This is a genomic window from Hymenobacter sp. BT491 (assembly GCF_014349165.1).
GTDB classification, from domain to species: domain Bacteria; phylum Bacteroidota; class Bacteroidia; order Cytophagales; family Hymenobacteraceae; genus Hymenobacter; species Hymenobacter jejuensis.
Window position 1 is genome coordinate 435,580 of record NZ_JACSJJ010000002.1, and the last position, 24,744, is coordinate 460,323.

The 24,744-nt window shown below is 55.7% G+C and carries 17 protein-coding genes; 4 read left to right on the forward strand and 13 right to left on the reverse strand.

Annotated features, from left to right (window positions below):
* Positions 1 to 18: 18 nt before the first annotated feature.
* The 9 genes from H9I52_RS07680 to H9I52_RS07720 form a co-directional block, all read right to left on the reverse strand.
* Positions 19 to 891 carry a sugar phosphate isomerase/epimerase family protein gene (locus H9I52_RS07680; RefSeq protein ID WP_187453387.1) on the reverse strand — a complete coding sequence of 291 codons (873 nt, stop codon included), beginning with the start codon at positions 889 to 891 and terminating at the stop codon, positions 19 to 21.
* Between the two features lie 55 nt (positions 892 to 946).
* Positions 947 to 1,834 carry a hydroxypyruvate isomerase family protein gene (locus H9I52_RS07685; protein ID WP_187453388.1) on the reverse strand — a complete coding sequence of 296 codons (888 nt, stop codon included), beginning with the start codon at positions 1,832 to 1,834 and terminating at the stop codon, positions 947 to 949.
* Positions 1,835 to 1,928: 94 nt separating this feature from the next.
* Positions 1,929 to 2,402 carry a c-type cytochrome gene (locus H9I52_RS07690; protein WP_139516752.1) on the reverse strand — a complete coding sequence of 158 codons (474 nt, stop codon included), beginning with the start codon at positions 2,400 to 2,402 and terminating at the stop codon, positions 1,929 to 1,931.
* Positions 2,403 to 2,414: 12 nt separating this feature from the next.
* Entirely contained in the window at positions 2,415 to 3,467 is a 1,053-nt protein-coding gene (locus H9I52_RS07695) for a sugar phosphate isomerase/epimerase family protein (RefSeq protein WP_187453389.1), read from the reverse strand.
* A gap of 7 nt (positions 3,468 to 3,474) precedes the next feature.
* The gene (locus H9I52_RS07700; RefSeq protein ID WP_222940432.1) at positions 3,475 to 4,626 is read right to left on the reverse strand and encodes a Gfo/Idh/MocA family protein; all 1,152 of its coding nucleotides are present in this window, start codon (positions 4,624 to 4,626) and stop codon (positions 3,475 to 3,477) included.
* A 24-nt stretch (positions 4,627 to 4,650) separates the two neighbouring features.
* Positions 4,651 to 5,901: a nucleoside permease gene (locus tag H9I52_RS07705; protein WP_187453390.1), complete on the reverse strand. Its 1,251-nt coding sequence runs from the start codon at positions 5,899 to 5,901 to the stop codon at positions 4,651 to 4,653.
* A gap of 146 nt (positions 5,902 to 6,047) precedes the next feature.
* Positions 6,048 to 6,656, reverse strand: a complete 609-nt coding sequence (locus H9I52_RS07710; RefSeq protein ID WP_139516755.1) for a gluconate 2-dehydrogenase subunit 3 family protein — start codon at positions 6,654 to 6,656, stop codon at positions 6,048 to 6,050.
* 11 nt (positions 6,657 to 6,667) lie between these two features.
* Positions 6,668 to 8,344: a GMC oxidoreductase gene (locus tag H9I52_RS07715; protein ID WP_187453391.1), complete on the reverse strand. Its 1,677-nt coding sequence runs from the start codon at positions 8,342 to 8,344 to the stop codon at positions 6,668 to 6,670.
* A gap of 929 nt (positions 8,345 to 9,273) precedes the next feature.
* On the reverse strand, positions 9,274 to 9,741 hold the full coding sequence (locus H9I52_RS07720; protein WP_139516757.1) for a hypothetical protein: 468 nt from the start codon (positions 9,739 to 9,741) through the stop codon (positions 9,274 to 9,276).
* A gap of 363 nt (positions 9,742 to 10,104) precedes the next feature.
* On the opposite strand from H9I52_RS07720, the gene H9I52_RS07725 reads away from it, so the two are divergent.
* The 3 genes from H9I52_RS07725 to H9I52_RS07735 all read left to right on the forward strand — a co-directional run bounded on the left by H9I52_RS07725 (position 10,105) and on the right by H9I52_RS07735 (position 14,742).
* The gene (locus tag H9I52_RS07725; RefSeq protein ID WP_187453392.1) at positions 10,105 to 12,252 is read left to right on the forward strand and encodes an ATP-binding protein; all 2,148 of its coding nucleotides are present in this window, start codon (positions 10,105 to 10,107) and stop codon (positions 12,250 to 12,252) included.
* Between the two features lie 129 nt (positions 12,253 to 12,381).
* A complete protein-coding gene (locus H9I52_RS07730) occupies positions 12,382 to 13,833 on the forward strand; it encodes a Gfo/Idh/MocA family protein (protein ID WP_187453393.1) in 1,452 nt (483 codons plus the stop codon).
* A 153-nt stretch (positions 13,834 to 13,986) separates the two neighbouring features.
* A complete protein-coding gene (locus H9I52_RS07735) occupies positions 13,987 to 14,742 on the forward strand; it encodes an SDR family oxidoreductase (protein WP_187453394.1) in 756 nt (251 codons plus the stop codon).
* A gap of 32 nt (positions 14,743 to 14,774) precedes the next feature.
* Here H9I52_RS07735 and H9I52_RS07740 read toward each other — a convergent pair whose 3' ends face one another.
* A complete protein-coding gene (locus tag H9I52_RS07740) occupies positions 14,775 to 16,256 on the reverse strand; it encodes a sensor histidine kinase (RefSeq protein WP_187453395.1) in 1,482 nt (493 codons plus the stop codon).
* Positions 16,257 to 16,615: 359 nt separating this feature from the next.
* Here H9I52_RS07740 and H9I52_RS23005 point away from each other — a divergent pair, with 359 nt between their 5' ends.
* The gene (locus H9I52_RS23005; RefSeq protein ID WP_262385989.1) at positions 16,616 to 18,799 is read left to right on the forward strand and encodes an ATP-binding protein; all 2,184 of its coding nucleotides are present in this window, start codon (positions 16,616 to 16,618) and stop codon (positions 18,797 to 18,799) included.
* A gap of 34 nt (positions 18,800 to 18,833) precedes the next feature.
* Here H9I52_RS23005 and H9I52_RS07750 read toward each other — a convergent pair whose 3' ends face one another.
* From H9I52_RS07750 to H9I52_RS07760, 3 genes are read right to left on the reverse strand one after another with little or no spacing between them, the layout of a single operon-like run.
* On the reverse strand, positions 18,834 to 20,156 hold the full coding sequence (locus tag H9I52_RS07750) for an ATP-binding protein (protein WP_187453396.1): 1,323 nt from the start codon (positions 20,154 to 20,156) through the stop codon (positions 18,834 to 18,836).
* 35 nt (positions 20,157 to 20,191) lie between these two features.
* Positions 20,192 to 20,764: a hypothetical protein gene (locus H9I52_RS07755; RefSeq protein WP_222940433.1), complete on the reverse strand. Its 573-nt coding sequence runs from the start codon at positions 20,762 to 20,764 to the stop codon at positions 20,192 to 20,194.
* A 3-nt stretch (positions 20,765 to 20,767) separates the two neighbouring features.
* Positions 20,768 to 24,736, reverse strand: coding sequence for a DUF4157 domain-containing protein (locus tag H9I52_RS07760; protein ID WP_187453398.1), 3,969 nt, complete (start codon positions 24,734 to 24,736; stop codon positions 20,768 to 20,770).
* Between the last annotated feature and the right edge of the window lie 8 nt (positions 24,737 to 24,744).

Sequence of the window (24,744 nt, forward strand, 5' to 3'; positions counted from 1 at the left end):
GTCGGGGTTTGGGAGTACCTACGAAAGCAGGTTCTTTTTTATGTAAGAAGCGCTCTGCGTGATGCTTTGGTAAGCGTCGATGGCAAAATATTCCTGCTCCATAAAGATGTGGCGGAGCCCGGAAGCCGTCGCGTGCTGAAAGATTTTCTTGAAATCGATTGAGCCCGCACCTACTTCGGTATTGTGTTCAGGCTGAGCCTTATCCATGTCTTTGACGTGCCACATCGTAAAGCGTTTGGGATGAGCTTCCATGAGTTTGATGGGGTCCTGACCGGCCCGCACCACCCAATACAGATCCAGCTCAAAATCAACCAACGCCGGGTCGGTTTCCTTCAGTAGCACGTCGTAGAGGGTAGTGCCGCCCACCGGCTTAAATTCGAAATCGTGGTTGTGGTACGCTACCCGCAGGCCCGCAGCTTTACACAACTCGCCGGCCTTGTTTACCCTCTCCGCGACCACCTTGAAATCATCCGCGGTGGCTCTTAGCTTATCATCCAGATGCGGGACTACGACGTACGTCTGCCCGCAGATTTTGGCGGCTTCGATGTACGTTTTCAAAGCGTCCTGATTACCATCCCGGACAAAGCCGTTCATCTCGTAATGCCCGGAGGAAGTCGTCAGTCCATTGGCCGCCAGCACGGCCTTGAATTCCTTGGCCGTCAGTCCCCAGAAGCCGCCTGCTTTGCTATAGCCGTAGGTCTCAACCTCCTGATAACCAGCTTTTGCAACTTTGGTCAACACGCCTTTTACATCCTTGCCGATGTAATCGCGCAGGGTATACAGTTGCAATCCCACTTTCAGAGAGGAAGGGGAAGCCAGCAATTTTCCGGGTTCCAGCAACGAAAGTGCGGATAGCAAGCCGGCTTGACGGAGGAAGGTTCTTCTCTGCATTAGGGGAATAATTTAATTAGATAAACAACTGATCAACAGATAGATGCATGATGCATCACACATCGCATATCTGAATGGCTTTGCGAAGCGAAGCAAGTTTATCGGCCTGCTTTGGCACAAATTCCTGGGCTACGTAGCCCTTAAACCCGGTGGCTTTGATGGCGCGCATCACCGCCGGATAATACAGCTCCTGCGTATCGTCGATCTCGTTGCGGCCCGGCACGCCGCCCGTGTGGTAGTGCGCGATGTAGGTGTGGTTGTCGGTGATGTTGCGGATGATATCGCCTTCGTCAATCTGCATGTGGTAGATGTCGAAGAGAAGCTTGAAGTTTTCGGACCCCAGCTTCTTGGCCAGCGTCACGCCCCACGCCGTCCGGTCGCATTGGTAGTCTTTGTGGTTGATTTTGCTGTTCAGCAACTCCATGACCAGCACCACTTTATGCTTGGCGGCTACTTCCAGCAGAGGGGTCAGACCCTTCACGCAGTTGGCCCACCCAGTTTCGTCGTCTTTGCCCCGGCGGTTGCCGCTAAAGCAAATCAGGTTTTTGTAGCCCGCTTTGGCCACCAGCGGAATCATTTCCGAATAGTTTTTCAGCAGCGTCGCATGGTACTGCGGGTCGTTGAACCCATCGGTCAGGTTGATCTCCGCGCCGTTGCACATGGGCGAGTCGAGGCCATATTTCTTCAGCGTGGGCCACTCTTTGGGGCCCACCAGGTCAATGCCCTTGATGCCGATATTTTTGGCGGCCGCGCACAATTCATCAAGCGACAACTCCTTGTAGCACCAGCGGCAGACCGAGTGGTTGATGTTATTCTTGAGGGCAACTTCTTCCGCTTCTTTCACTTCCGGCACAAATGAGCTTAACGCACCCGCCGCACCCGCTGCCGCCGTGCCAGCCAGAATGTTTTTGATTACAGTACGACGATTCGGATGCGATGCCATGAAGCAAGTAATTGATTGTTAAGAAGATACGAGTGAGTAGCCGTTGCACGCCATCCATGCGCAACTACTGGCGACTGAAGACAGCGAGAGCTGATTATTTCAAGCTCAGGATATACTTCACCATTTCTTTTGCGTCTTCCACGGGTACGCCGGGATGCGGCGTCATAGCCACTTCGCCCCAATTGCCTTTGCCGCCCTGAATGATCTTGTTGGCGAGCATCGTGATGTTGGCGTCGGTAGCGGGATATTTCTGCGCTACGGCCGTGTAAGCCGGGCCCACCAACAGATCACGCTCCTTGTGGCAGCTCGTGCAGTCCGAGGCCGTAATTAGTTTGGCGCCTTTGGCCACCACGCCGCCCGTGTGCTCGGTACCGATTTTGGTCGCGTTGGTGTCGACGGTGGGCTGGTGGGCTACCGCCGAAAGGTTAGCCGAGGAAACGCTATCGCTGTTGAGCTCCGCAGAAGAAGCCTCGCGCACGCTCGTTTCGGTGGTTTCGGTCTTTTTCGTCTCGGAATCGCAAGCCGCGAGCAGGGCACAGAAGCTGAAAAACAGGGCGGTTTTTTTCATAAGATGGTAGTTTTATAACCCCAGTAAAGTGTTGTTGAAATCAGAATTGGAGGCCGTGCTGACGAAATCGTCGAAGGCTTTGTCGGTAACCCGGATGATGTGATCGCGAATGAATTGGGCTCCTTCGCGGGCGCCGTCTTCGGGGTGCTTCAGGGCGCATTCCCACTCCAGCACCGCCCAGCCGGGAAAGTCGTATTGGGCGAGCTTGCTGAAAATAGCTTTGAAATCGACCTGTCCGTCGCCCAGGGAGCGGAAGCGGCCGGCCCGATCGATCCAATTCTGGTAGCCGCCGTACACCCCCTGCCGCCCGGTGGGGTTAAACTCGGCATCCTTGACGTGGAACATCTTGATCCGCTCGTGGTAGATGTCGATATATTCCAGATAATCAAGGCATTGCAAGATGAAGTGCGACGGATCGTAGAGCAGGCACGCGCGCGGATGCTGGTTTACTTTGTCCAGAAACATCTCGTACGTGACCCCGTCGTGCAGATCTTCGCCCGCATGGATTTCGTAGCACAAGTCCACGCCGTGCTCGTCAAACACGTCCAGAATCGGCGTCCAGCGGCGCGCCAGCTCTGTGAAAGCCGTATCCACCAAGCCCGCCGGGCGTTGCGGCCACGGGTACACCATCGGCCAGAGCAACGCGCCGCTAAACGTGACATGCGCCTTAAGCCCCAGATTTTGAGAGGCTTGCGCGGCGTACTTCAATTGCTGCACGGCCCATTCTTGCCGCGCCTGCGGGTTGTTCCGATACGCTTCCGGCGCAAAGCCATCAAACAATTGGTCGTAGGTGGGGTGCACGGCTACCAGCTGCCCCTGCAAATGCGTGGATAACTCCGTGATTTCCAGCCCCGCCGCATTGACGGTGCCCCGAATTTCATCGGCGTAGGTTTTGCTTTCGGCGGCCTTTTGCAGATCGATAAAGCGCGGATCGGTCGTCGGAATCTGAATCCCCTTGAAACCTAGCTCCTTAGCCCAGGCACAGATCGATTCGAGGCTGTTGAACGGAGCTTGGTCGCTGATGAACTGGGCCAGAAAAATGGCGGGTCCCTGAATGGTAGTCATAGGTAGATCAGACGATGAAATCGGTCCATTTTTTATCCGACTTGCCCGAAGCAATCACGTTCTCAATAAAGGCCATGCCGCGTACGCCTTCCTCAAGGCTCGGATAATCAAGCGCTTCCGAGGAAGCCTGCTCGCCCGCAAGCTCGGCTTGCAGGGTCAGAGCGAAGTTGCGGTAGAGATTGGCAAACGCTTCTAAGTAGCCTTCGGGGTGCCCGGCCGGAGTGCGCGTGTTGTGCTGGGCATAAGAGCTCACATACCCGGTCCCGGCCCGCCAGATTTCCGTAGGTTTATCTAACCATTTGACCTGCAAAGTATTAGCATCAACCTGTTGCCACTCCAAGCCGCCTTTTTCGCCGTATGCCCTTACTCGGACGTTGTTTTCCTCACCGGCGGCAATCTGCGAGGCGGTAAGAACGGCACTGGCTCCGTTGGAGAGCTTCAGCAACACGGCCCCATCGTCGTCCAACTGCCGGCCGGCTACTACCACGTTAATATCGGCGCAGAGTTTAACTACTTGCAAGCCTGATACATACTCCAGTAGGTTGAAGGCATGCGTGCCGATGTCGCCCATGGCGCCGGCTATTCCGCTGCGCGTAGGGTCGGTGCGCCAAGCGGCTTGCTTGTTGTCGGAGCCTTCCTCGAAGCTGCTAAGCCAGCCCTGGGGGTATTCCACGTACACTTTGCGGATGGTGCCGAGTGCGCCGGAGGCGATTAGCTGCCGGGCCTCTTTTACCATCGGGTAGCCGGTGTAGGTATGGGTCAGGCAGAGCTTTTTGCCGCTGGCGGCCGCTATTTGCTGTAGTTCCTTGGCCTCGGCCAGTGAGAACGTCATCGGCTTGTCGAGGATGACGTGAAAGCCGTTTTCCAACGCCAGCTTAGCGGGCTGGAAGTGTAGGTGATTGGGCGTGACAATGGAGATAACCTGCACGCGCTCGGCTTCGGGCCGCTGCTTTTCCTGCTCGATTAAGTCTTGGTAGGAGGCGTACACGCGGTCGGTCGGCAAGCCCAGCAATACGCCGGTAGCCCTGGATTTCTCGGCATCGCTGCTGAAGGCTCCGGCCGTGAGTTCATATAAGCCATCGAGAGAGGCGGCAACGCGGTGAATGGCCCCAATAAAGGCACCTTGTCCGCCGCCGATCATGCCCAGTCGTAGTTTCATGTAGTGATGATGAGGTTCTTCGCCTTACACTTCGAGGCGAGCATTGGCCTCCGCGTAGCTTATATCTTCGGATGATACAGGTGCGTTACGGTCCTTAAACAGCAGGATAAACACGAGCAGAACCGCCGCCGCAATGCCAGCCGGGATGAGCCAGATGGTGCGCCAGTCGTGCAGGTCGTTGGCAACTTTGTGGGCGTCCACAATCTGGCCCGACAGCAGCGAGCCAATCAGCATGCCCACGCCGTACGTAGCCAGCGTGATGAAGCCCTGGGCCGCACTTTTCGACTGCTCGCCGGCCAAGTTATCGGTATAAATCTGGCCGGTTACGAAGAAGAAATCGTAGCAGATGCCGTGCAGCACGATGCCCGCAATCAGCATCCAGTAGGCGGTTTCGCCATTGCCGTAAGCAAAGAAAGCGTACCGAACTACCCAGGCCAACATCCCGATGGCCAGCATTTTCTTAACACCCAATCGGCTGAAAAACACTGGGATCAGGAGCATGAACAGCACTTCCGAAACCTGCCCCAGGCTCTGCACGCCGGCCGCCGATTTCATGCCTACTTCGTTCAGGAAGGGGTTGGTGAAGCCGTAGTAAAAGGACAGGGGCACGCAGATGGCCACCGACGCCAGAAAAAAGATCAGGTACGAGCGGTTCTTGAGCAGTCCGATGGCTTCCAGGCCCAGCAAATCGCCGATGCTGCTTTTCCCTTCCTTCTTGACCGGGGGAGTAGGAGGCAGGGTGAAGCTAAATAAGCCCAGCAGCAGCGAAGCGCCGGCCGCCATCTTGAACGTAAGCCCAAGATTGTCAGTCTGTTCCCAGTTGAGCCAGCCGATCGTAATACCCGCGATAATCCAGCCCAGCGTGCCCAGCACCCGAATCATAGCAAACTCCTTCTGCGGGTTTTGCATCTGCCGGAAGGAGATGGAGTTTACCAGCGCCAGCGTAGGCATGTACAGGATCATGTACGTCAGGATGCTGGGGTAGAAGCTGCTGAAATCGGCGGCCATCGAAGCCCGCCACAGCAAAGCCGCACCTGCTAAGTGCAAGACTCCCAGTATCTTCTGCGCCGAGAAGAAACGATCCGCGATCAGCCCAATGACGAAGGGCGCGATGATGGCCCCAATCGATTGCGTGAGAAACGCGGCGCCCACCTGCGTGCCCGTCGTGTGGAGGTTGTGCAGCAGGTACGTCCCCACTGTCACGAACCAGGCGCCCCAGATGAAAAACTCCAAGAACATCATCAGGGACAGTTTGAAGCGGATGGTTGGGGTCATACGGGATAGGGTTGGCGAGAGGGTAAGGGTTTGTCGTTCAGGTAGTTGTCCTCACTCTGGGGCCCTTTCCTTTGTGGGCCCCAGGGTAAGAGCCTGGCGTAAGATTCAGAAGTATAAATTTAGGCTTTCATATAACTACTTGATTATCAAGTAGTAGCCCAAGCTCTGTCGCCTTTTTTGTAGGGTACGTCACCGTCGTAGCGACCGGGCACAGGCAAGTAGCGCAGCGCCTTCGTCGCGCCTACTTCGGAGGTGAAGTAACCTAGCAGCGTGAGCTGCTTCATCATCCGGAAATAATGGCTGGGGTCGTCTTTGCGCTGGTTGGCGGTGAACTCCTTTTGCTCTTTGTCCAACGCCGTCAGGAAGGTGGTACGCTGGGCCGGGGTGCACTCCAGGAAGGTTTTGCCGGTTTGTTTCTTGCAGTCTTTGTCGAGCTGCGTAATGCCGTTCAGGAAGATTTTCTGGTCGGCGGGCGTGTAGCAATCGCGTACCATCACGGCCATAAAGCTGCCCACCTGCGCCGCTTTGGCGCCGGGGCTCTTCGCCGTAGTAGGTAAAATCGTATCGGCTACTTCATCCATCAAACGAACCTGATCCTGATTTAAGAAAGGCTTGTCGGAGGTTTTGGCGACCTCCTTGCCTTCTTTCGTTTTCTCCTTTGTGGGCGAGGAACAACTGCTCAGGAAATAGTCGGCTCCGATTACGGTGCCGCCCATGAGGATGGCAACTCGGGCGAGGGCGTCTCTTCTGTTCATGGCCGTAGCGCTTAGATGTTCTGTTTTTTGAGTTCGCCAACGGCGTGATCTACCGCCCGGGCGGTGAGAGCCATATAGGTCAGTGAGGGGTTTTGGCAGGCGGCGGAAGTCATGCACGCGCCGTCGGTGACGTACACGTTGGGGGCATCCCACACTTGGTTGTGCTTGTTCAGCACCGACGTTTTGGGGTCGTGGCCCATGCGAGCCGTGCCCATTTCGTGAATGCCGCCGCCCAGCACGTAGCCGTTGTTGTAGGTCTTCACGTTCTTGAGCCCAGCCTTTTCCAGCATTTCCTGCGCGTCCTGCATCATGTCTACGCGCATTTTCTGCTCGTTTTCGCGGGTGCTGGCGTCGATGGCCAGCACCGGCAGGCCCCACTTGTCTTTCTTGGTTTTGTCGAGGTAGGTGCGGTTGTCGTGATAGGGGAGGGTTTCGCCAAAACCCGTCAGACCCATCGTCCATTTGCCGGGTTCGGAGAGTTCGTCCTTGAATTCGCCACCAATGCTCATTTCCGGAATCTCGCGGCTCCAGCCTTCACGGCCGGCGCTGCCTTGGTAACCGAAGCCGCGAATGTAGTCGCGCTTATCGCCGAATAGGTTGCGGAAGCGCGGCACGTAAATGCCGTTGGCGCGGCGTCCGTACACGTATTTGTCTTCGTAGCCTTCCGCGTCGCCATGGGCCCCAGCGCGGAAATGGTGGTCCATGAGGTTGTGCCCCAGTTCGCCGCTGCTGCTGCCTAGCCCTTCGGGCCAAACATCTGTAGCTGAGTTCATTAGTACCCAAGCCGAATTCAGCGTAGAGGCATTCAGGAAGATAACTTTGGCGTAGTACTCGTATGTTTTATTGGTTTCGGCATCCAGCACTTCTACGCCCTTGGCTCGCTTGGTATCCTTGTCATAAAGGATTTTGGTAACGATTGAGAAGGGGCGCAAAGTTAAATTTCCGGTTGCCACGGCGGCCGGCAACGAGGCCGATTGCGTGCTGAAATACGCGCCAAACGGGCAGCCCAGCCAGCACTTGTTGCGGTATTGACAGCTGACGCGGTTGTTGTGTGCCCGCGTGATGTTGGCTGTGCGGCCAATCACCATGTGTCGGTTTTTGAAATGGGCTTTGATGCGGGCCGCTACGTCCTTTTCGACGACGTTCATTTCCATTGGCGGCATAAAATCGCCGTCGGGTAGTTGCGGCAGGCCGTCGCGGTTGCCGCTGATGCCAGCAAACTTCTCGACGTGGCTGTACCACGGCGCCAAGTCCTTGTAGCGAATGGGCCAGTCGATGGCAATGCCATCCTTGGCGTTGGCCTCAAAATCGTAGTCGCTCCAGCGGTACGACTGCCGGCCCCACATCAGCGAGCGGCCGCCCACGTGGTAGCCCCGAAACCAGTCGAACGGCTTGACCTCCACGTAGGGACTTTCCTTCTCGTTGACCCAGTAATCTAGGTTGGTCTCGTTCAGCGTGTAATCGCGTTTCAGCACCGGATAATCCGCGATCATTTGCTGGGTTTTGCCACCCCGGTGCGGGAACTCCCAGGGAGCTTTGTTGGCGTTAACGTAATCTTTTATATGCTCAATGTTGCGGCCCCGCTCCAGCATTATAGTCTTTAATCCTTTCTCGGTCAGCTCCTTAGCTGCCATACCGCCCGAAATGCCAGAACCGATAACGATGGCATCGTACGTGTTTTTTTCCATGATGTGCTAGTAAAGAATGAGTGGGATTTAGAGGACAATAAAAGCAGCAGGTCGGGTGTGAAAACGGGCAGGTAAGCAGAACGGCAGGCCAAGACTCGGCTATTGACAATAATAGAAATAATTTATCATCAATAAATGATACTTTGAATAGAGCACCAGCGCTGAGTCGATAAGCCTTGAGGCATTTTTGCCTTTTTTAGAGTGTTTTGAATAGGATCAAAAATGACTCTGAATCCCAGAATTCATTGATTCAAGGTTCCAGAAGCCCTTTCTCGTAAGGATCGGGCGCACGTCGGCCCTGCGATTGAGTGCGTAAAAATTACGCAATAAAAATCTTGATTAGCGCCCAAAACCGCTTGTAAATGAGAAGCGCAAAGGAGAAGCTGTTATTTAAGGAGGCGTGAGAAAACGCCTTGCTATAATAATGGGGATAGCCTCATGATGGCGAAATGCTGCGGTAACAGTTGCCGAAGCCTGCCTAAGAGTCTCTAGTCTACATTGAGTAGATAGCAGCCAGCCATAAACGAGATCAGGTATTCCAATGGAATACCTGATCTCGTTTATAAGTCACTTGCAATCAGATAATTATGTAAGTACCGGCAGCCGTTGCTCCTGTAAAACTGTAGTTTCAAATGAGCGCATCACGTTATCAGGATACCAGGGTTTTACCTTCACGAATCGCTGGCGAACCTGTGCCCCCTAGTCAGTCTGGACTTTGAGCGATAAGTGCCAGAAGAGAATTCCCGAACGTTGAGGGTGGTTTCTGTAGCGGAAGTGACGTATTATGGGTGAAGCATCATAAACCACAAAGTGCGCAAACGGCTCGGGGCGGGCGTAACACGTTTTCAATGTGTTACGCCCGCCCCGAGCCGTTTGCGCACTTTACTACGCGAGACTTAAATCAAGAATTTCAAAACAAGAAACTGGCGCTAGTCAAGCTGACGTAACCAGGCAATGGCCACTTCTTCTTCGTCAAACAAGCGGTAGGTTAGGGCGGCGGCTTGGGCTTCGTGCATCATCTGGCTGAGCGAAAGGCGGGCAAATACATCGTGGGGAACGACTACGGCACCGTACACGGCGCGGCCTTCGGTTTGCTGACGCATGAGCCAGTAATCTACGATCCAGGCTTGCTCTTCGGGGGTATAAGGCGACATCAAGCGTTGGTCGCCCAGCATTTTGTGCCAGTTGCGGCTGCGCAACAGTTGGCTGGCGTGGGCCAGAAATGCTTGTAAATGATCGAGTTGTCGCGGTCCGGCGTTGTAGCGCACAATGGCGTAACCGTCGGGGTGCTCCGTGATGCTGCCCACGGAATTGGCGAAGTACAGACGCTGGCGCCGATCTAAAACGATGGGGTCAGACTCGCTAGGCGACACAGGAACAGAGAACGAAGTCAACATACAGCCCTTGAATTTGATTTTTCAAAGGATATAGCAACAAACTGTGTGCCGCATTCGGTTGAGTATCTGGAGGCTGGCGAAATTTTCCTGCTAAGCTCAAGCATAAAATGCTCCTATATGCAGGCTCTTTTGGGAAGATCTCTGGCTGAGCTTATCCTGTAATTATCATGCCTACAGGCCTATCTGGAAGCTTATTGCGGTCGAAATAAGCCGCAGGCTGATAGAAGATAATTCCGCTCCGGACGACGAAAGAAAAAAGGTGCGAAAGAAAGGGAGCTGACTGCTAAGTAAATTTCCTTTTTCCGATATATTGTTTATAATCAATAACTTAAAAATCGGTTGCAACCTTAGGTGGTGTTCCCCATGAAGATGCTCTTACTCATCTGTTGGCTCAGTATGCTGGCCGCCGGGGCAAGGGCGCAGGAACCAAGCGGCGATCGGGTGCTGGCCGCAGTGCGTGACCATCCGCAGGCCGACACCGGGCGGGTAAATCGCCTTCTGGCGTTGGCGGAGCGCGAAAAAACGACTAAGCGCAGCTTCGCCGCTTATCAGGAAGCGTTGTCGCTGGCGCGGCAGATAAAGTATGCTTCCGGCGAAGCGCACGCGTTGCTGGGCTTGGGCTTCTACTACCGCTTTCGCAACGATTACGCCCGCGCCTTTCGCTACACGAAGCAGGCCCAACAGCAGTTTCGGCAGCTAGGCGATAAACTGAGTCAGATCTGGTGCCTGTATAATCTGTCTTTCACGGTGTACGGACAAGGCCAGTTTGCCCAAGCCATGACCTACAGCCTCGAAGGCTTAAATCTGGCCGAAGAGCTGCACAGTCAAAAGTGGTTGACTTTGATACACAGCCAATTAGGAATTGCTTGCATAACGGTAGGCGAATACGCACAGGCCCGGCACTACCTGCTGCGCGGCCTTCGGCTGGCCCAGCAAGCGGGCGACCAAGAAGGAGCCGCGTTTTGCATCGACGGCTTGGGCCGGCTGGCGGCTTTGCAGGGAAAATGGGCCGAAGCGCTACGCTACCACGATCAGCAAGTGGTGCTTGCGCAAGCGGCTGGTAATCAAAGGCTTGCTACTTTAGGGCAAATGCGGAGCGCGGAGATGAGCGAACGTTTGGGTCACTACCAACAGGTGTTTGCCGTCAGCTTCCGGACCCTTCAGCGCCTTCGCAAATTGGATGATGTGGGCAACATTCCGTATATGCAAATCATTCTGGCGCGGGCCTACCTGCACACCAACCGCCCCGATAGCGCTCTGGTGTACGGACGAGCCAGCCTGCTTGCCGGCCAACGCAGCGGTACCAAGATGGTGATCCGGGAGGCCAGCGATGTGCTGGCCCAAGCCAGCGCCCGGCTCGGCCGCTTTGCCGACGCTTACCGCTACCAGCTGCTGTTTACGGCTTACAAAGACAGCCTCAGCAACCAAGACCTGCGGCGACGCACGGCAGCGCTGCAATACAACCACGAGCTGGACAAGCAGCAATCGCAGATTCGGCTGCTCACGCGCAACCAGCAACTTAGCCGCCAGCGCGCCGAACAGCAGCGCCTGCTTTTGGTCGGCTCCCTGGTGGCTCTGGCGGCAGTAGCGGGCTTGAGCGTGTTGCTGTGGCGCAACAACCAGGAGAAACAGCGAACCAACGTCCGGCTGCAAAAGCAGAAGCGTGCGCTCAAAGCTACGCAGGCGCAACTGGTGCAACGAGAAAAAATGGCGTCATTGGGCGAACTGACCGCGGGCATCGCCCACGAGATCCAGAATCCGCTCAACTTCGTGACCAACTTCTCGGAGCTGTCGGCGGAGTTGGTTAGCGAACTCGCCGACGCCCAACAACAAATCCCACGCGACGAAGCTCTGGAAACCGAACTGCTGGCCGACCTGAAGCAGAATCTGTATAAAATCAGTCAGCACGGAAGCCGGGCCGCGAGCATCGTGAAAGGGATGGCCGAACACGCGCGCCCCTTTGCCGGCGAGCGGCAGCCCACCGATCTGAATGCGGTAGCGGAAGAGCATCTGCGCCTTGCCTACCACAGCCAGCGCGCCAAGCACAAAGATTTCAACGTGACGCTCGCCACCCGCTTCGCCAAGGAGTTGGAACCGATAGAGGCCGTGCCCCAGGAAATCGGGCGCGTGCTGCTGAATCTCTACGCCAATGCGTTCTATGCCGTGCACCAGAAAGCGGCCAAAATGGGCCCGGAATATCATCCGGAAGTAACGGTCAGCACACAACGTGCCGGGTCGAATGTGGAGTTGCGGGTGCACGACAACGGCGTAGGCATGCCCCCAGAAGTTATAGAGAAAGCTTTTCAGCCGTTTTTCACCACCAAGCCCGCCGGACAGGGGACTGGGCTGGGCCTGTCCTTGAGCTACGATATCATCACGAAAGGCTATGGCGGTACGCTCACCGTGGAGAGCCGCGAAAGTGAATACACCGAGGTGGTTCTTACCCTGCCGATCACCAGCACCAGCCTCTGGGATAAAACCAACGAAGCGTGGGAAGAAAGCGCTGTATAAACGATGTCAACTACTCCGTTGCGCTAGAGGTAGGACAAAGTCGCACAATCCCGTACCTTTTGCCTGCCTGCCGTCAGGCGCAGAAGCAATCGTCCGTACCCGTCCCGTCCTAATCTTCCCAGATACTCTATGAGCCAGATCCCGGATTCGCCGTCCCGCCGCGAGTTTATCAAGCACAGTGCCGTAGCTGCGGCCACCTTCATGATTGTGCCGCGCTTCGTGTTGGGCGGCAAAGGGTACACCGCGCCCAGCGACCAATTGGTGGTCGCCAGCGTCGGCGTCGGCGGAAAAGGGGAGAGCGACGTGGCTGCGTTTGCCAAAACCGGCAAAGCCCGCATCGGCTATTTATGCGACGTTGACGACCGCCGCGCCGCCAAATCGGTGGCGGCATTTCCGCAGGCCAAATACTACAAGGATTGGCGGCAGATGCTGGACAAAGAAGCCAAGAACATCGATGCCGTGTCGGTGTCCACGCCCGATCACAACCACGCCATCATTACGCTGGCCGCCATGCAGCTGGGCAAGCACGTGTACGTGCAAAAGCCGCTCACGCACGATATTTACGAGGCGCGTATGCTGACTGAAGCCGCCAAGCGGTATAAAGTCGTGACGCAGATGGGCAACCAGGGCGCTTCCAACGATGGCGTGCGGCAGCTGCAAGAGTGGTACGACGCCAAGATCATCGGCGACGTGCACACCGTGTATTGCTGGACCGACCGGCCCGTGTGGCCCCAGGGCATTCCGTGGCCGACTACCAAAGCCGCGCTGCCCCCGGAACTGGACTGGGACCTGTGGCTGGGCACGGCGCCCTACCGCGAATACGTCGATAAGCTGGTGCCCTTCAACTGGCGCGGCTGGTGGGAATACGGCACCGGTGCGCTCGGCGACATGGGCTGCCATCTGCTGGAAGCCCCTTTCCGCGTCCTGAATCTGCAATATGCCTCCACGGTACAGGCCAGCGTGGGCAGCGTGTACGTCGATGAGTTTAAGCGCGGTTATTTCCCCGAAAGCTGCCCGCCTTCCAGCCACGTCACCCTGACCTTTCCCAAAACAAACAAAACCAAGCAAGACGTGACGCTGCATTGGATGGACGGCGGTATTCAGCCCGAGCGGCCCGAGGAATTGGGCCCCAATGAGCTGTTTGGCGACGGCGGCAACGGCATTCTGTTCGTCGGGAAAAAGGGCAAGATGATGGCCAGTACTTACTCCGCCGACCCGCGCCTGCTGCCGGTTTCGCGCACTCAGGAAGTCCACGTCAAGCAAACCATCGCCCGCGTGCCGGGTCAGGCTGGCGGCCACTATGCGCAGTGGGTAGAAGCGTGCCTGGCCGGCTACGGCAACAAAGCGGTCAGCTCCCCCTTCGAGATGGCTGGCCCGCTCACGGAGGCCTTGCTCATGGCCAACCTCGCCATTCGCGGCTACGACATCCAGCGCCCCAAAGCCACGGGCTCCGGCATGGACTACCCCGGCCGCGGCATTGAGCTGGTGTGGGACAACAAGCAAATGAAGGTGACCAACTTCGACGACGTAAACCGCTTCGTGAAGCGCAACTACCGCGAAGGCTGGAAGCTGGGAATCTAAAAGGCGAAACGGGCCCTGGCTCAGCGGTGCGTAAACAGATGATAAGCCATTATTTTGTAAGTTATTGATAATCAAATGATTGTATATTGCATCGGGAGGGCGGTGCTGTAGGCATCGCCCGGAGTGCTCACCAAATTCAGCGCCCAACCGATCATGAATCGACTCGACAATAAAGTAGCCGTAATTACTGGCGGCACGAGCGGCATTGGCTTGGCCACGGCGCACGAATTTGTGGCGCAAGGCGCAAGCGTATTCGTAACCGGGCGCACGCAGGAGTCGGTGGCGAAAGTGGCGGCCGAACTCGGGGAGCGCGGCTATGGCATCGTTTCCGACACCGGCAGCCTCTCCGACATTCGTGCGCTTCCGCAAGCGGTAGCGGCGCATTTCCCGCAGATCGACGTTCTGTTTATCAACGCCGGCATTGCCAAATTCACGCCCATCGCGGACGTGACGGAAGCGATCTTCGACGAGAGCATGACCCCCAATTTCAAGGGCGCTTATTTCACCATTCAGGTGCTCTTGCCGCTCCTACGCGACGGCAGCTCGATCATCCTCAATACCTCCGTAAACGCGCACATGGGCGTGGCCAATGCCAGCCTCTACGCGGCTTCGAAAGCCGCTTTGCTCTCGCTCGCCCGCAACCTGTCGGCCGAGTTGCTGCCCCGCCGCATTCGCGTCAATGCCATCAGTCCCGGCCCGGTAGCTACACCGCTGCACAGCTCGGCCAAGCTGGGCATCTCGGCCGAGCAGCTTCGGCAAATGGACGAAAGCACGGTAAAGCAGGTGCCACTGGGCCGCTACGGCACGCCCGAAGAAATTGCCAGGGCCGCCCTGTTCTTCGCCTCCGACGATTCGTCGTTTGTGTTGGGCGCCGAGCTCATTGTCGATGGGGGCATGATTACGCTGTAGCGCCGGCCCACGGAGAGCTAGCCAAGTCAGTCTCACGGCTCGGTCGGGAGCCAGACGGCAAACTCGGTGTACTCGCCTTCCTGGCTCTCGACGGTGATAGTGCCGCCGTGGCCTTTGGTGATGATGTCGTAGCTTAGCGAGAGGCCCAGGCCCGTGCCTTCGCCCGGCGGCTTGGTCGTGAAAAACGGATGAAAGATTTTGTCGACGATATCGGCCGGAATGCCCGTGCCATCGTCGCGAACCCGGATGATTACGCCATCCGGCGCGCGCTGCGTACTCACCGAAACCACCGGCTTGAACGTCGTGCCGGCGGGGAGGCTCAGGGCCTTTTTCCGAACGGCGTAAAAGGCATTGTTAAACAAGTTCAGCAGCACGCGCCCAATATCCTCCGATACCACTTTCAGCGGCTCCAGATGCGTGTTGAAATCAGTAATCAGCGACGCGTTGAAATCGGGGTATTTGGCGCGCAGGCCGTGGTAAGAGAGGCGCAGATACTCGTCGCAGAGGGCATTGAGGTCGGTGGCGTGCCGCTCGCCGCCACTGGTGCGCGAATGCAGCAGCATGCTCTTGACAATGCTGCCGGCCCGGTCGGCGTGCTCGTTGACTTTCTTTTGCGTCTGGGTTAGGTCGTTGAGCAGAAACGTCACGGCTTCGCGGCCTTTTTCCGACAGCTGCTCATGGGCCAACTCCTGCCGCAGCTCCTCTACCAGTTCCACGCCCACTTCGGCAAAGTTGTCGACGAAGTTGAGCGGGTTCTGGATCTCGTGGGCAATGCCTGCGGTTAGGGCGCCCAGCGAGGCCAGCTTTTCCTGCTGGATCAGTTGCGCCTGCGTCGCCTGTAGCTCTTCCAGCGAAAACGCCAGCGACTCATTTTGCCGCATCAGTAGCGCTTCCTGCCCCAGATTCTCGGAACGGAAGTAGTAGACCACAAAAAACAGCGTCATGAAAAACAGCAGCACATTCACGTTGTAGAAGTACGCGCTGTCGGCCACGTAAAGAAACGGCTTGATAAAGGTCATGGCGTGGCGCACGGCAAAATAGGCTGCCACGTTCACGGAAAACAGAAAGGCTATTTTCCAGAAATTGCGAAAGAACAGCATCGCTACAATGCTGTTGGAAATCAAATAATACTCGACGCCGTCGTATTTTCGGGCAATGGCGATGAAAGAACATAACCCCGTGACGCTCAAGATGCTATAATAAGCCGAAGCATCGTAGCGCCGGTAATAATTAAAGACCAGAGGCGGCAGATTGAGCACCAGCCCGCAGAGGCAAATCCGGAACGTGAGCCAGTCGGGTGAGTTGAAGAAAATAAGAACGTAACCGGCATAAATGGCTATGGTAATGCAGCAGATGCCATTGAGCAGATGTACCCGCTTCTTTTGCCAGACCGTGAGTGAAGGCTGCACCCCGATGTTGATGAGGCGGTGCCACGCGATCTTGAAAGGGTGAACTAGTTTGGCCCAGAGGCCGGAAGGTGCACTGTGGTTAGCATAGGCGCGGGGTGCAAGCATAACACGATTGACTGGCCAGGATAACGGAGTGACGAACGCCACCGGAATAACGCAGTACTTGTCCTCCGTGCTGGCGGAGGTCAGAGTTTGCCCCTAAGTAGCTAAGTATAAGTATTATTTGTAATAAATGCATATATAATAACACTATATTCATAGCAAGGGTACTGTGTTCGGCCGCATAGAACCGAAAGCAAGCCGGCTACGCCGGCGCAACCTGCACTTGGGATAGCGACCGGAGAGGAGTGTAAGACTATAACGAAACTATGAGTCGGGCTGACTGCTTGTGCCGTATTGAGTTCCTCGCTGCGCCGAAGGCGCGATTGCCGGTTGGCCGTTTCTGGCGGCTCCTACAAGTTCTTTTGCTCGTATTGCTTGGCGGCACTGCCCACGTGCAGGCGGCCCAACCCGATACCAGCTCGGTAGTGACTTTTGCGGAGATGCCGGCCACCGGCATTGTGCTGGACAAAGGCTGGAAATTTCACCCCGGCGACAACCCTGCCTGGGCCCGCCCCGACGCCGACGACCGGCAGTGGAAACCCATCAATCCAACTCTAGGCCTGCGCCGGTTGCCGCAGGTGCAGCAGGCGGGCGTGGGCTGGCTGCGGCTGCGGTTTCGGCTGGGGCCGGGCATTCGGCAGCGGGCCGTGGTGCTGGGCGTGTTTCAGTACGCGGCCACGGAAGTGTATTTCAATGGACGCTTGTTGCGCCGCTACGGCGTCGTCAGCACCGATCCAGCGAAGGTAAAACCCTATTGGCCTGACGGCGAGCCCATCGAACTGCCGTTTACGAATCAGGCCGAACAGGTGCTGGCCGTGCGCTTTGCCAATTGGAAGCAATTTGCCATGTTCAGCGAGTTTTTTGCGCCCGTTTTCTTTCAGGCGCGCCTCGATGGGCTGCCCCAGCTGGTGCAAGACATGCAGCAGGAAGCCACCTACAAAACCTCCGACATGCTGCTGTTTGGGGCCTTTGTACTGCTGGGGATGTTGCATCTGGCTTTCTATTCCTACAATCCCAAGCAACGCGCCAACTACTACTTTGCCCTCTACACCCTGGCCGAGGCGTGCAGCTTTTGCTGTACCGGCTTCCTCGACGAAGTACGGTGGCTCGATCTGCGCCTGGGCATGGATATCCTGTCCTACCTCACACTCCAGACCGGGAGCGTGCTGGTCGTGCGGGCGCTCTACAGCTTGTTTAATGTACGGATCGGCGCGATTTATTACGCCTTGTGGGTCCTCAACGGGGTGAGCATGGTGCTCCTGACGTTTGCTCCGGGCTTAAGCTGGTACCCGACGGTAGCGTTTATGGTGCTCGTAACGGCCGAGCAGTTACGCCTGACACTGAGCGCATTGCGCCAAACCAAACGGGCCGCCGGCATCATCGCCACCGGGTTTGGCATTGCCCTCACGCTCCTGGTGATATTTGGGTTTATGGCCACTTTCCATGAAGATCTGCTGCACATCGAGATCCTGTCCATTCCGCTCCGGACGCTGCTTACGTTTCCGGCTTTTTTAAGTCCGGTGCTGGCCATTTCCATGTTTCTGGCCCGCCGCTTTGCCCTAGATAGCCGGCTACTCGCCATTAAGCTGGTGCAGGTGCGGCGGCTCTCGGCCCAGACCATGGCCCAGCAGCAGGAAAAACAAGAGTTACTGGCGCAGCAAAACGAAACGCTGGAGTTGCAGGTGCAGCAGCGCACGGCCGCTTTGCAGCGCACGCTTACTAATTTGCAAACGGCTCAGCATCAACTAATTCAGAGCGAGAAAATGGCGTCGTTGGGCGAACTGGCGGCCGGCATTGCCCACGAAATTCAGAACCCCTTGAACTTCGTCAACAACTTTGCCGAGGTAGCAGTGGAACTGTTGACGGAATTGAAGGAAGGACCGCTGCCGGCACTGCCCGAGGAAGAAAAAAAGCTTGCCGACGAGTTGGTGGACGAGCTGACGCAAAACCTAGATAAAGTAACCTACCACGGGCACCGGGCCGATAGCATCGTCAAGGGCATGCTCGAACACTCGCGCGCGACCGGCGGTGCCCGCCAGCCCACCGACCTCAACGCCGTTTGCGACGAGTACTTGCGCCTTTCCTACCACGGCCTGCGCGCCAAAGACAAGACCTTCAACGCCACCCTGACCACTCACTTCGATGAGCACCTCGGCCGGCCTGAAGTGGTTCCGCAAGACATGGGCCGGGTGCTGCTGAATCTGTTCAACAACGCCTTCTACGCTGTGCACCAGCGGCAAAAGCTGGGCCAGCCAGACTACCGTCCCGAAGTCATCGTCACCACCGAGCGGCATCCCAACGATGACGTGGTCATTCGGGTGCGCGACAACGGCATGGGCATTCCGCCAGCCGTGCGGGCCAAGATTTTCCAGCCGTTTTTTACGACCAAGCCGCCGGGCGAAGGCACCGGCCTGGGCCTCTCACTCAGCTACGACATCATCACGAAAAGCCACGGCGGTACCCTCACGGTGGAAAGTAAGGAAGGCGAGTACACCGAGTTTACCATTTGGCTCCCACCTTTCGTCAGCAGCGAGGATGAAGTATAGAGGTATTTTATATAAATAATTGATAATTAGATACTTATATAACCTTGCCTTCTTTAGAATATTCCCGCAGGATGCCGCTTTTCAAGCGATGTAGATCGAGCCGGCAGGAGCGATCGGCCAGGGCTTCTATGGCGCAGTAGTGGGCTACGTTCAGGATACCCGCGCCCGTCAGTTCGTAGCGGGCGGCCACTTGGTGCCAGTCGATATCAGCGGCGATTTCGAGCTGTGCCGGCAGGGCTTTCTGCCAGATCCGGTACCGTTCTTCGGCGCCGGGCACCGGAAAATGCACGATGGTTTGGAAGCGGCGCGCAAACGCCTCGTCGATGTTGGCGCGCTGGTTAGAAGCCAAAATTACCAAGCCGTTGTAGCCCTCGATGCGCTGCAATAAGTAAGCGACTTCCTGATTGGCGTATTTATCGTGAGCATCGCGGATGTCGGTTCGCTTGCCGAAAAGCGCGTCCGCCTCATCAAAAAACAAGATCCAGTTTTTGTTCTCCGCCTTATCGAAAAGACCAGCCAGGTTTTTCTCCGTTTCGCCGATGTATTTGGACACCACACGCGACAGATCAATGCGGAAAACATCTTTATTGGTGTGTTTTCCTAATAAGCTGGCAGTCAGAGTTTTGCCAGTGCCGGGCGGCCCATAAAAAAGCGCCCGAAAACCGGGTTTGATTTGCTTGCGCATGCCCCAGTCCTGCAACAACGTGTCGCTGTACGTGATCCAGTTCTGAATCTCCTGAATCTGCTGCTGCGTGCCGGGGAGCAGCACCAAGTCGTTCCATTCCATCTCCGTCAGCAGGCGCTCAGCCGGAAATTCGATGCTGAACCGCGGCGCGCTGACGGTGCCCGTAGTCAAGAGTTCTACCACTTCGGAGTCCAGCATCAGAAGGCCGCTCATCGTCGGCTCGCCTTCGCGCGTGGTCTCCAAGCGAAGAACATGCTTTTGGCTCAGCCAGTGTTCAGGGCCGAGCAACCGCTGGATTTCCAAGCGCTTCTCTAAGTCGTCGCCGGCCAATACAAAAAGCGCCGTTTCACCAGTCGGCAGAATCCCGCGGTGGTTTCCCAGCCGCACACCGCCAAACTCCGGCAGGTCGCCGCCTTCGGGCAGAAATTCGGAAATAAGCTGGGTGAAAAAATGGGGCCGAATATGCACAATAAGCGCCAGCAGCAGCACGACGTATTCCTCAAACGAAGGGCGGTGCTGAACTATAAAATTCGCAAAGGGCGACTCATCCTTCAGGTACGCGATTTCATTTATTTCTACCTCTTTCGCCTGGCCGGTATACACTTGCAAACGCCCCTTAAGCACTGCCCGGAGGTAACGAACAGCCGTGGAGAGATTAGGAGTATTGGTCATGAATACGGGCGCTGCCAACCGATGGGTACTTTACCTTAATGCTTAAGCCAAGCAGCCAGATCAGGGTGATGTTGGATAGCCTTTTCAATGACGTCTAACGGGGCACTCGCCACTGTAACGGTGGCCTCATCCTTCAGCCAAGTCAGAAATTCGGCGTGGCCTTTATACTGACTTATATTTTGCTTTAAATAGGATTTGATTTTTGCGGCGGTGAATTTTTCTTGGGGCGCTGGCTGAAGCTGCGGACTTTGTTTGTGAAAATAGTAATTGCTAAGCACATCATAAATAAAGCCCGTACCATAAGGCAGCAGAGATAAATATTCCTCAAAAGACGACGCAAAAACGCTGTTTGGAAAGCCTTCGCTGCTCAGCCAAACTACCGGCGCTCGTTTGAAATCTGTTGCTTTGTTATCCTTCCAAAATGCGATCAGCGAGCCTGTGCCAGCCTGCCCGATTACCCGAAAGGCTTTGGCTTTTTGGCTGTCATTCAGGAGGTTGTGCAGTTTTGCTTCGGCGTCTTTCACAGGTTGTATATCAGCGAACTCGGCGGTCGAATTTTGCAGGTACTCCCCGAATTGCTGTACAACATCTGGCTGTTTCCTCTGCATAGCTTATTTAATTTTCAGATTATCCATGGGTTGGTTTTGAATTTGATTGAGACCATCCAAGGTTCGGGCTTTAATCCCTGCCTTGAGCTTGTCTTTTTCAGCCTTGGTGATATCCGTAATCTCGTTGATGTCTTCCCAGACATCGCTGCGCCGGAGAACGGCTCGCATAGCCACTACGTCTCGCTGTAACTCAACTTTCATTCGATCCACGACGATATCCCTGATTTTTTGCTCGTCCGGTTCGTTGGTGATTTTGCCGGTGACGAAAGTGACGAAGTCATTCAAAGTATCTGCGCCTTTCGAGCCAAACGTCCGTCCTTCTTTGTGCCTGTTTTCGTGTATGTTAATGGCATATCCACCGCTTGCGTGGCTGCCACTTGCCCTATTCGCCATTTCGCTCCGACTGCTGAATAACTTCCGCCTGTTTATTTGTAAGTCGGCAGCCCATTTCAAAATTGCCGCCTGGGGTTGGTGGTCGGGAGTCAGAAAATCGACGCGTGGCCGCGGCATACTGGCGTAGGTGCCCGTTATGCCTTCCAGTAAATAACTTTCAATGATTAAGCCAATTGACCTGTTTCCGCTCAGCAGCGTGCGAAGTAGTCCGGTAAGAGCTTCATTTTTCTGCAACAAGCGCTGGTGAATCGGTTTGGCCTTTTCCGTATCTGCACCCACTTTTCTCAGATCGTTGTAATCGCCATCGTAAGTCGATAAATGCGTCCAGATCATCGAGAGCAGAGTAGTTTTGGCCGAGTCTAGCTTGTAGTTGCTTTGGTAGAATTCCAGAAATGCTTTGATATCCTGCGGAGTGCTTTCAATTTTCAGGATGGGCTTTTCGCCGCGTTGCTCAAAATAGATGGAGTGAGTTTCGCCTGTATTAGTTGAAAAGCTCTTCTTAATTCCGAAAAAGCCTAGCACGGCGCTAGCCGCTTTCTTTCCAGCGCCCACCACGGCTTTGCCCGCTTTCTGAACCAGCCCCACCACAGGTTTCAGCAGCTTGTCTACTACAAATCCCATGGCCCGATCTACTGGCGATTTGAGCTGTTTGATGATGGCGCGCACCTTGTCGGCTAAGTTGCCCAGTCCCAATAACTTAGCCAGGAAGTCAATGCCCATCACAATGGCATTTTGCAGCCCGAAAATTACCTTCGACGCGATGCCGCTGACGTCGCCTTTCACGGCCATTTCCACCCCATCAAGAAACGCATTGACCAAGGCAATAATACGCTCGATGTTGTCCATCAGAAACCGGATGCCGGCATAAATCGCCTGTGCCGCCTTGATAAAGGCGCCTATGGGGTTGAACAGCGTAACAATGTAGGCCAGCACCTTTTTGATAGTTTCGTAGAGCACCGTTTTCTTAATCTTCTCGAAGATTTCATCCACGGCATTGGCCAGCACGTCCTTGATGTGCGCCCAGAAAGCCCCGATATCGGTGCGGGCCATCTGGATGAGCTTGTACACTTCCTCGGCGCCTTCCACGCCTTTTTCAATGGCGGCGACTACTGGTTCACCCAGCTTGTTTTTGGCGATTTCCCGGAAGTTATCGTACGTCAGGCCAATGACTTGCAGCGCAATGCTAAACAACCCGGCGGTGTCCAGCTTGGCCGGAATCCGGATGCCGGCGCCACCTACTTTGCCCTTCAACCAGTTGAAAAATCCTTCGAGCAGGTAGGTGTCGAAGTTCTCCACGAACGTGGCAAACCCCTGCTTGATGCCCGCCGCCAGGTTTTCCAGAAAGCGAATCGGGTGCGCAATGATGTCGCCGATGACGTAGGCAATGCGCACGAGCACGGTCACCAAGAGTTCGCCCAACCGATAAATGGTCAGGGCAACTTCCTTAATAAACTCGGCGGCGCGCTGAATCCAGGTTTTGCGCACGTCCTCGTTGATCTTGTCGAAGGTCTTGCGCAGCGAATCCACGTTTTGCTTGTAAGATTCGGCCAGACTGTGCGCCAGCTCCGCCTGCTTCTCATCCACGCTGGATTCTAGGTTGGCAAACTGCACGCGGTAAGTTTCCATCGCGTCGCTTACCAGCCCTTGTTGCTTGGTATTGAGGCCTTTATAAAACCCTTCGGCTTTGGCTTCTCCTTGCTGAATGCATTCGACGGCTTTGTTCAGGTCGTCGGCAATGCGCTGCGCAATCTTGTTGAGCGTAAGGTCGAGGGCGTCGATAAATTTCTTTTTCTCCCGCTCAAAAACCTTTTCAATGGCTTCGGTATCCTCGCCGAAGAGAAAGTCCCGCACGCCCCAGCCGTGAATGTCGTCGAGCTGGTCTTCCACGCGTTTTTCAAAGTCATCTTTGGCAGCTTTCGACTCGGTTTCAAACGTGTCTTCTACAAATTTGCCCAACGCCGTGAAAATATCGTCGACGTCTTTTTTGGTTTTGTTATAAATGGCGTCGAGCTCGCCTTTGATGCGCTTTTGCTCTTCTTTGTCGTCTCTGTCGTGGTGCGATTGTTTGTCGTAAACCGTGTGGAACCCTTGGCCACGTACGGCGTGCATGGCCCCAAAATCAACTACGGCGTCTTTGTGCGCAGTTTTCTGTGCCCCCGCGATAACTTTCTGTTCGTCAACACTATACACTTGCGGTGCTTCGCCCGCTTTAGCCTGCGCTTCTTTCTTGGTCTTAAGGGCCTGCTGAAATTTGGGTTCGTTCGACTCGGCGAATTGCTCCTCGGTATTGTGGTTTTTCTCCATCAACTCGTCCAGCGACTGGCTCTCTTTCTCCATCGAGATTTCGGAGTCCGTTTTGGGCTTGGGCGCGGCCGCTACCGCGTCGATGGGCCGCGGGTTGGCGCCTGCTTTTTCCTCTACCAGCGGTTTGGGCTCTTGCGTAGGCAGGTTGCTTTCGGGAGGGGCTTTCTTCTCTGTTTCCGCCGTGATGGGGGCCGCCACGTTTTTGCTCTCGTCCTTGACCTGCTGCTTAACGTTGTTCTTGATGCCTTCCAGCGGTTTGTCACGCTTAAACTGCTTGCTGTCGTCTTCGCTGTGCGGTAGCTTTTTCTCCAGCTCATTCAACTGCGTCTGTAACAGCTTTCTGAACTGCGCGGCCGTGAATTTTTTGTTGGCGTCCTTGTTGTTGACGGCCGTTTTGTTGATGACTTCCAGGTGTTGTTTGCGGTCGTTGTAGGCTTTCTGATCGGCTACCGGCAGGTGCGCCGATTCGGTAACCGCCGTGTTTTTTTCCTGGGGGTTTTTGTGCGATTTCTGCGCTTTTTTCACTTGGCGCGTCTGCCCAATTACCTTCCCAAATTCCGGGTCTTGCTGCGGCGTTTGGGGCGCCCTCTGAACCGGCGCCTCGCCCGGTTGCAGGCCATCAGTTTCGGGCGTAGCCTGAGGAGATGCTCCAGGCTGGCCGGCGGACCTGGCACCGGCATTTTTTTCAGCGAGCGCCGTGGTTTCAGTTATTACCGGGCCGCCAGAAGCTGTATCCGGTTTGGCGGCTGTGGAGGCCAAAAGATCAGGTGGCGAAAGCTGCGTTTCTGCCCGTATCAACTCATTGGTTTTTAACCCCGCAACACCTTGTTGCAAGGTGTGCGCCAGCGCTTGTACCAACACGCTTTTGCCCGCTTGCGAAGTCGGTTGATACTCGCCCTGCCCGAAGAAAATATGTTGCTGAAAGACGAGTGCCTGCGCCCGCAGCGGCTGGGTTATGCCCACCAATTCCGAGTCCCGGTGCACCCGGATCATGCTAAAATCGGCTTGCAGGCGCAACTCGGCCGCCCGCCGAATTTCCTCCGGTACGCTTTCGCCGCTGCTAATTTTGGGCAGAATGGTAGCCTGCGTTTCAAACAGCACGTCGGGGAGCCCAGCGGCTTTGCGCAGGATTTTGTTTTGCGTCCGCGTCTGGGTAGCCTGCCGGATAGGCTCGAAAAATTCGCCCCGCCCGGCCTTCTCAAAAAAAGGCTGGGCAGTCCGCATTCCCGAGGGTGCCGGCGCCGCTTTTACCAGTTTTTCCGCCGTGATTCTCATAGCTTCAT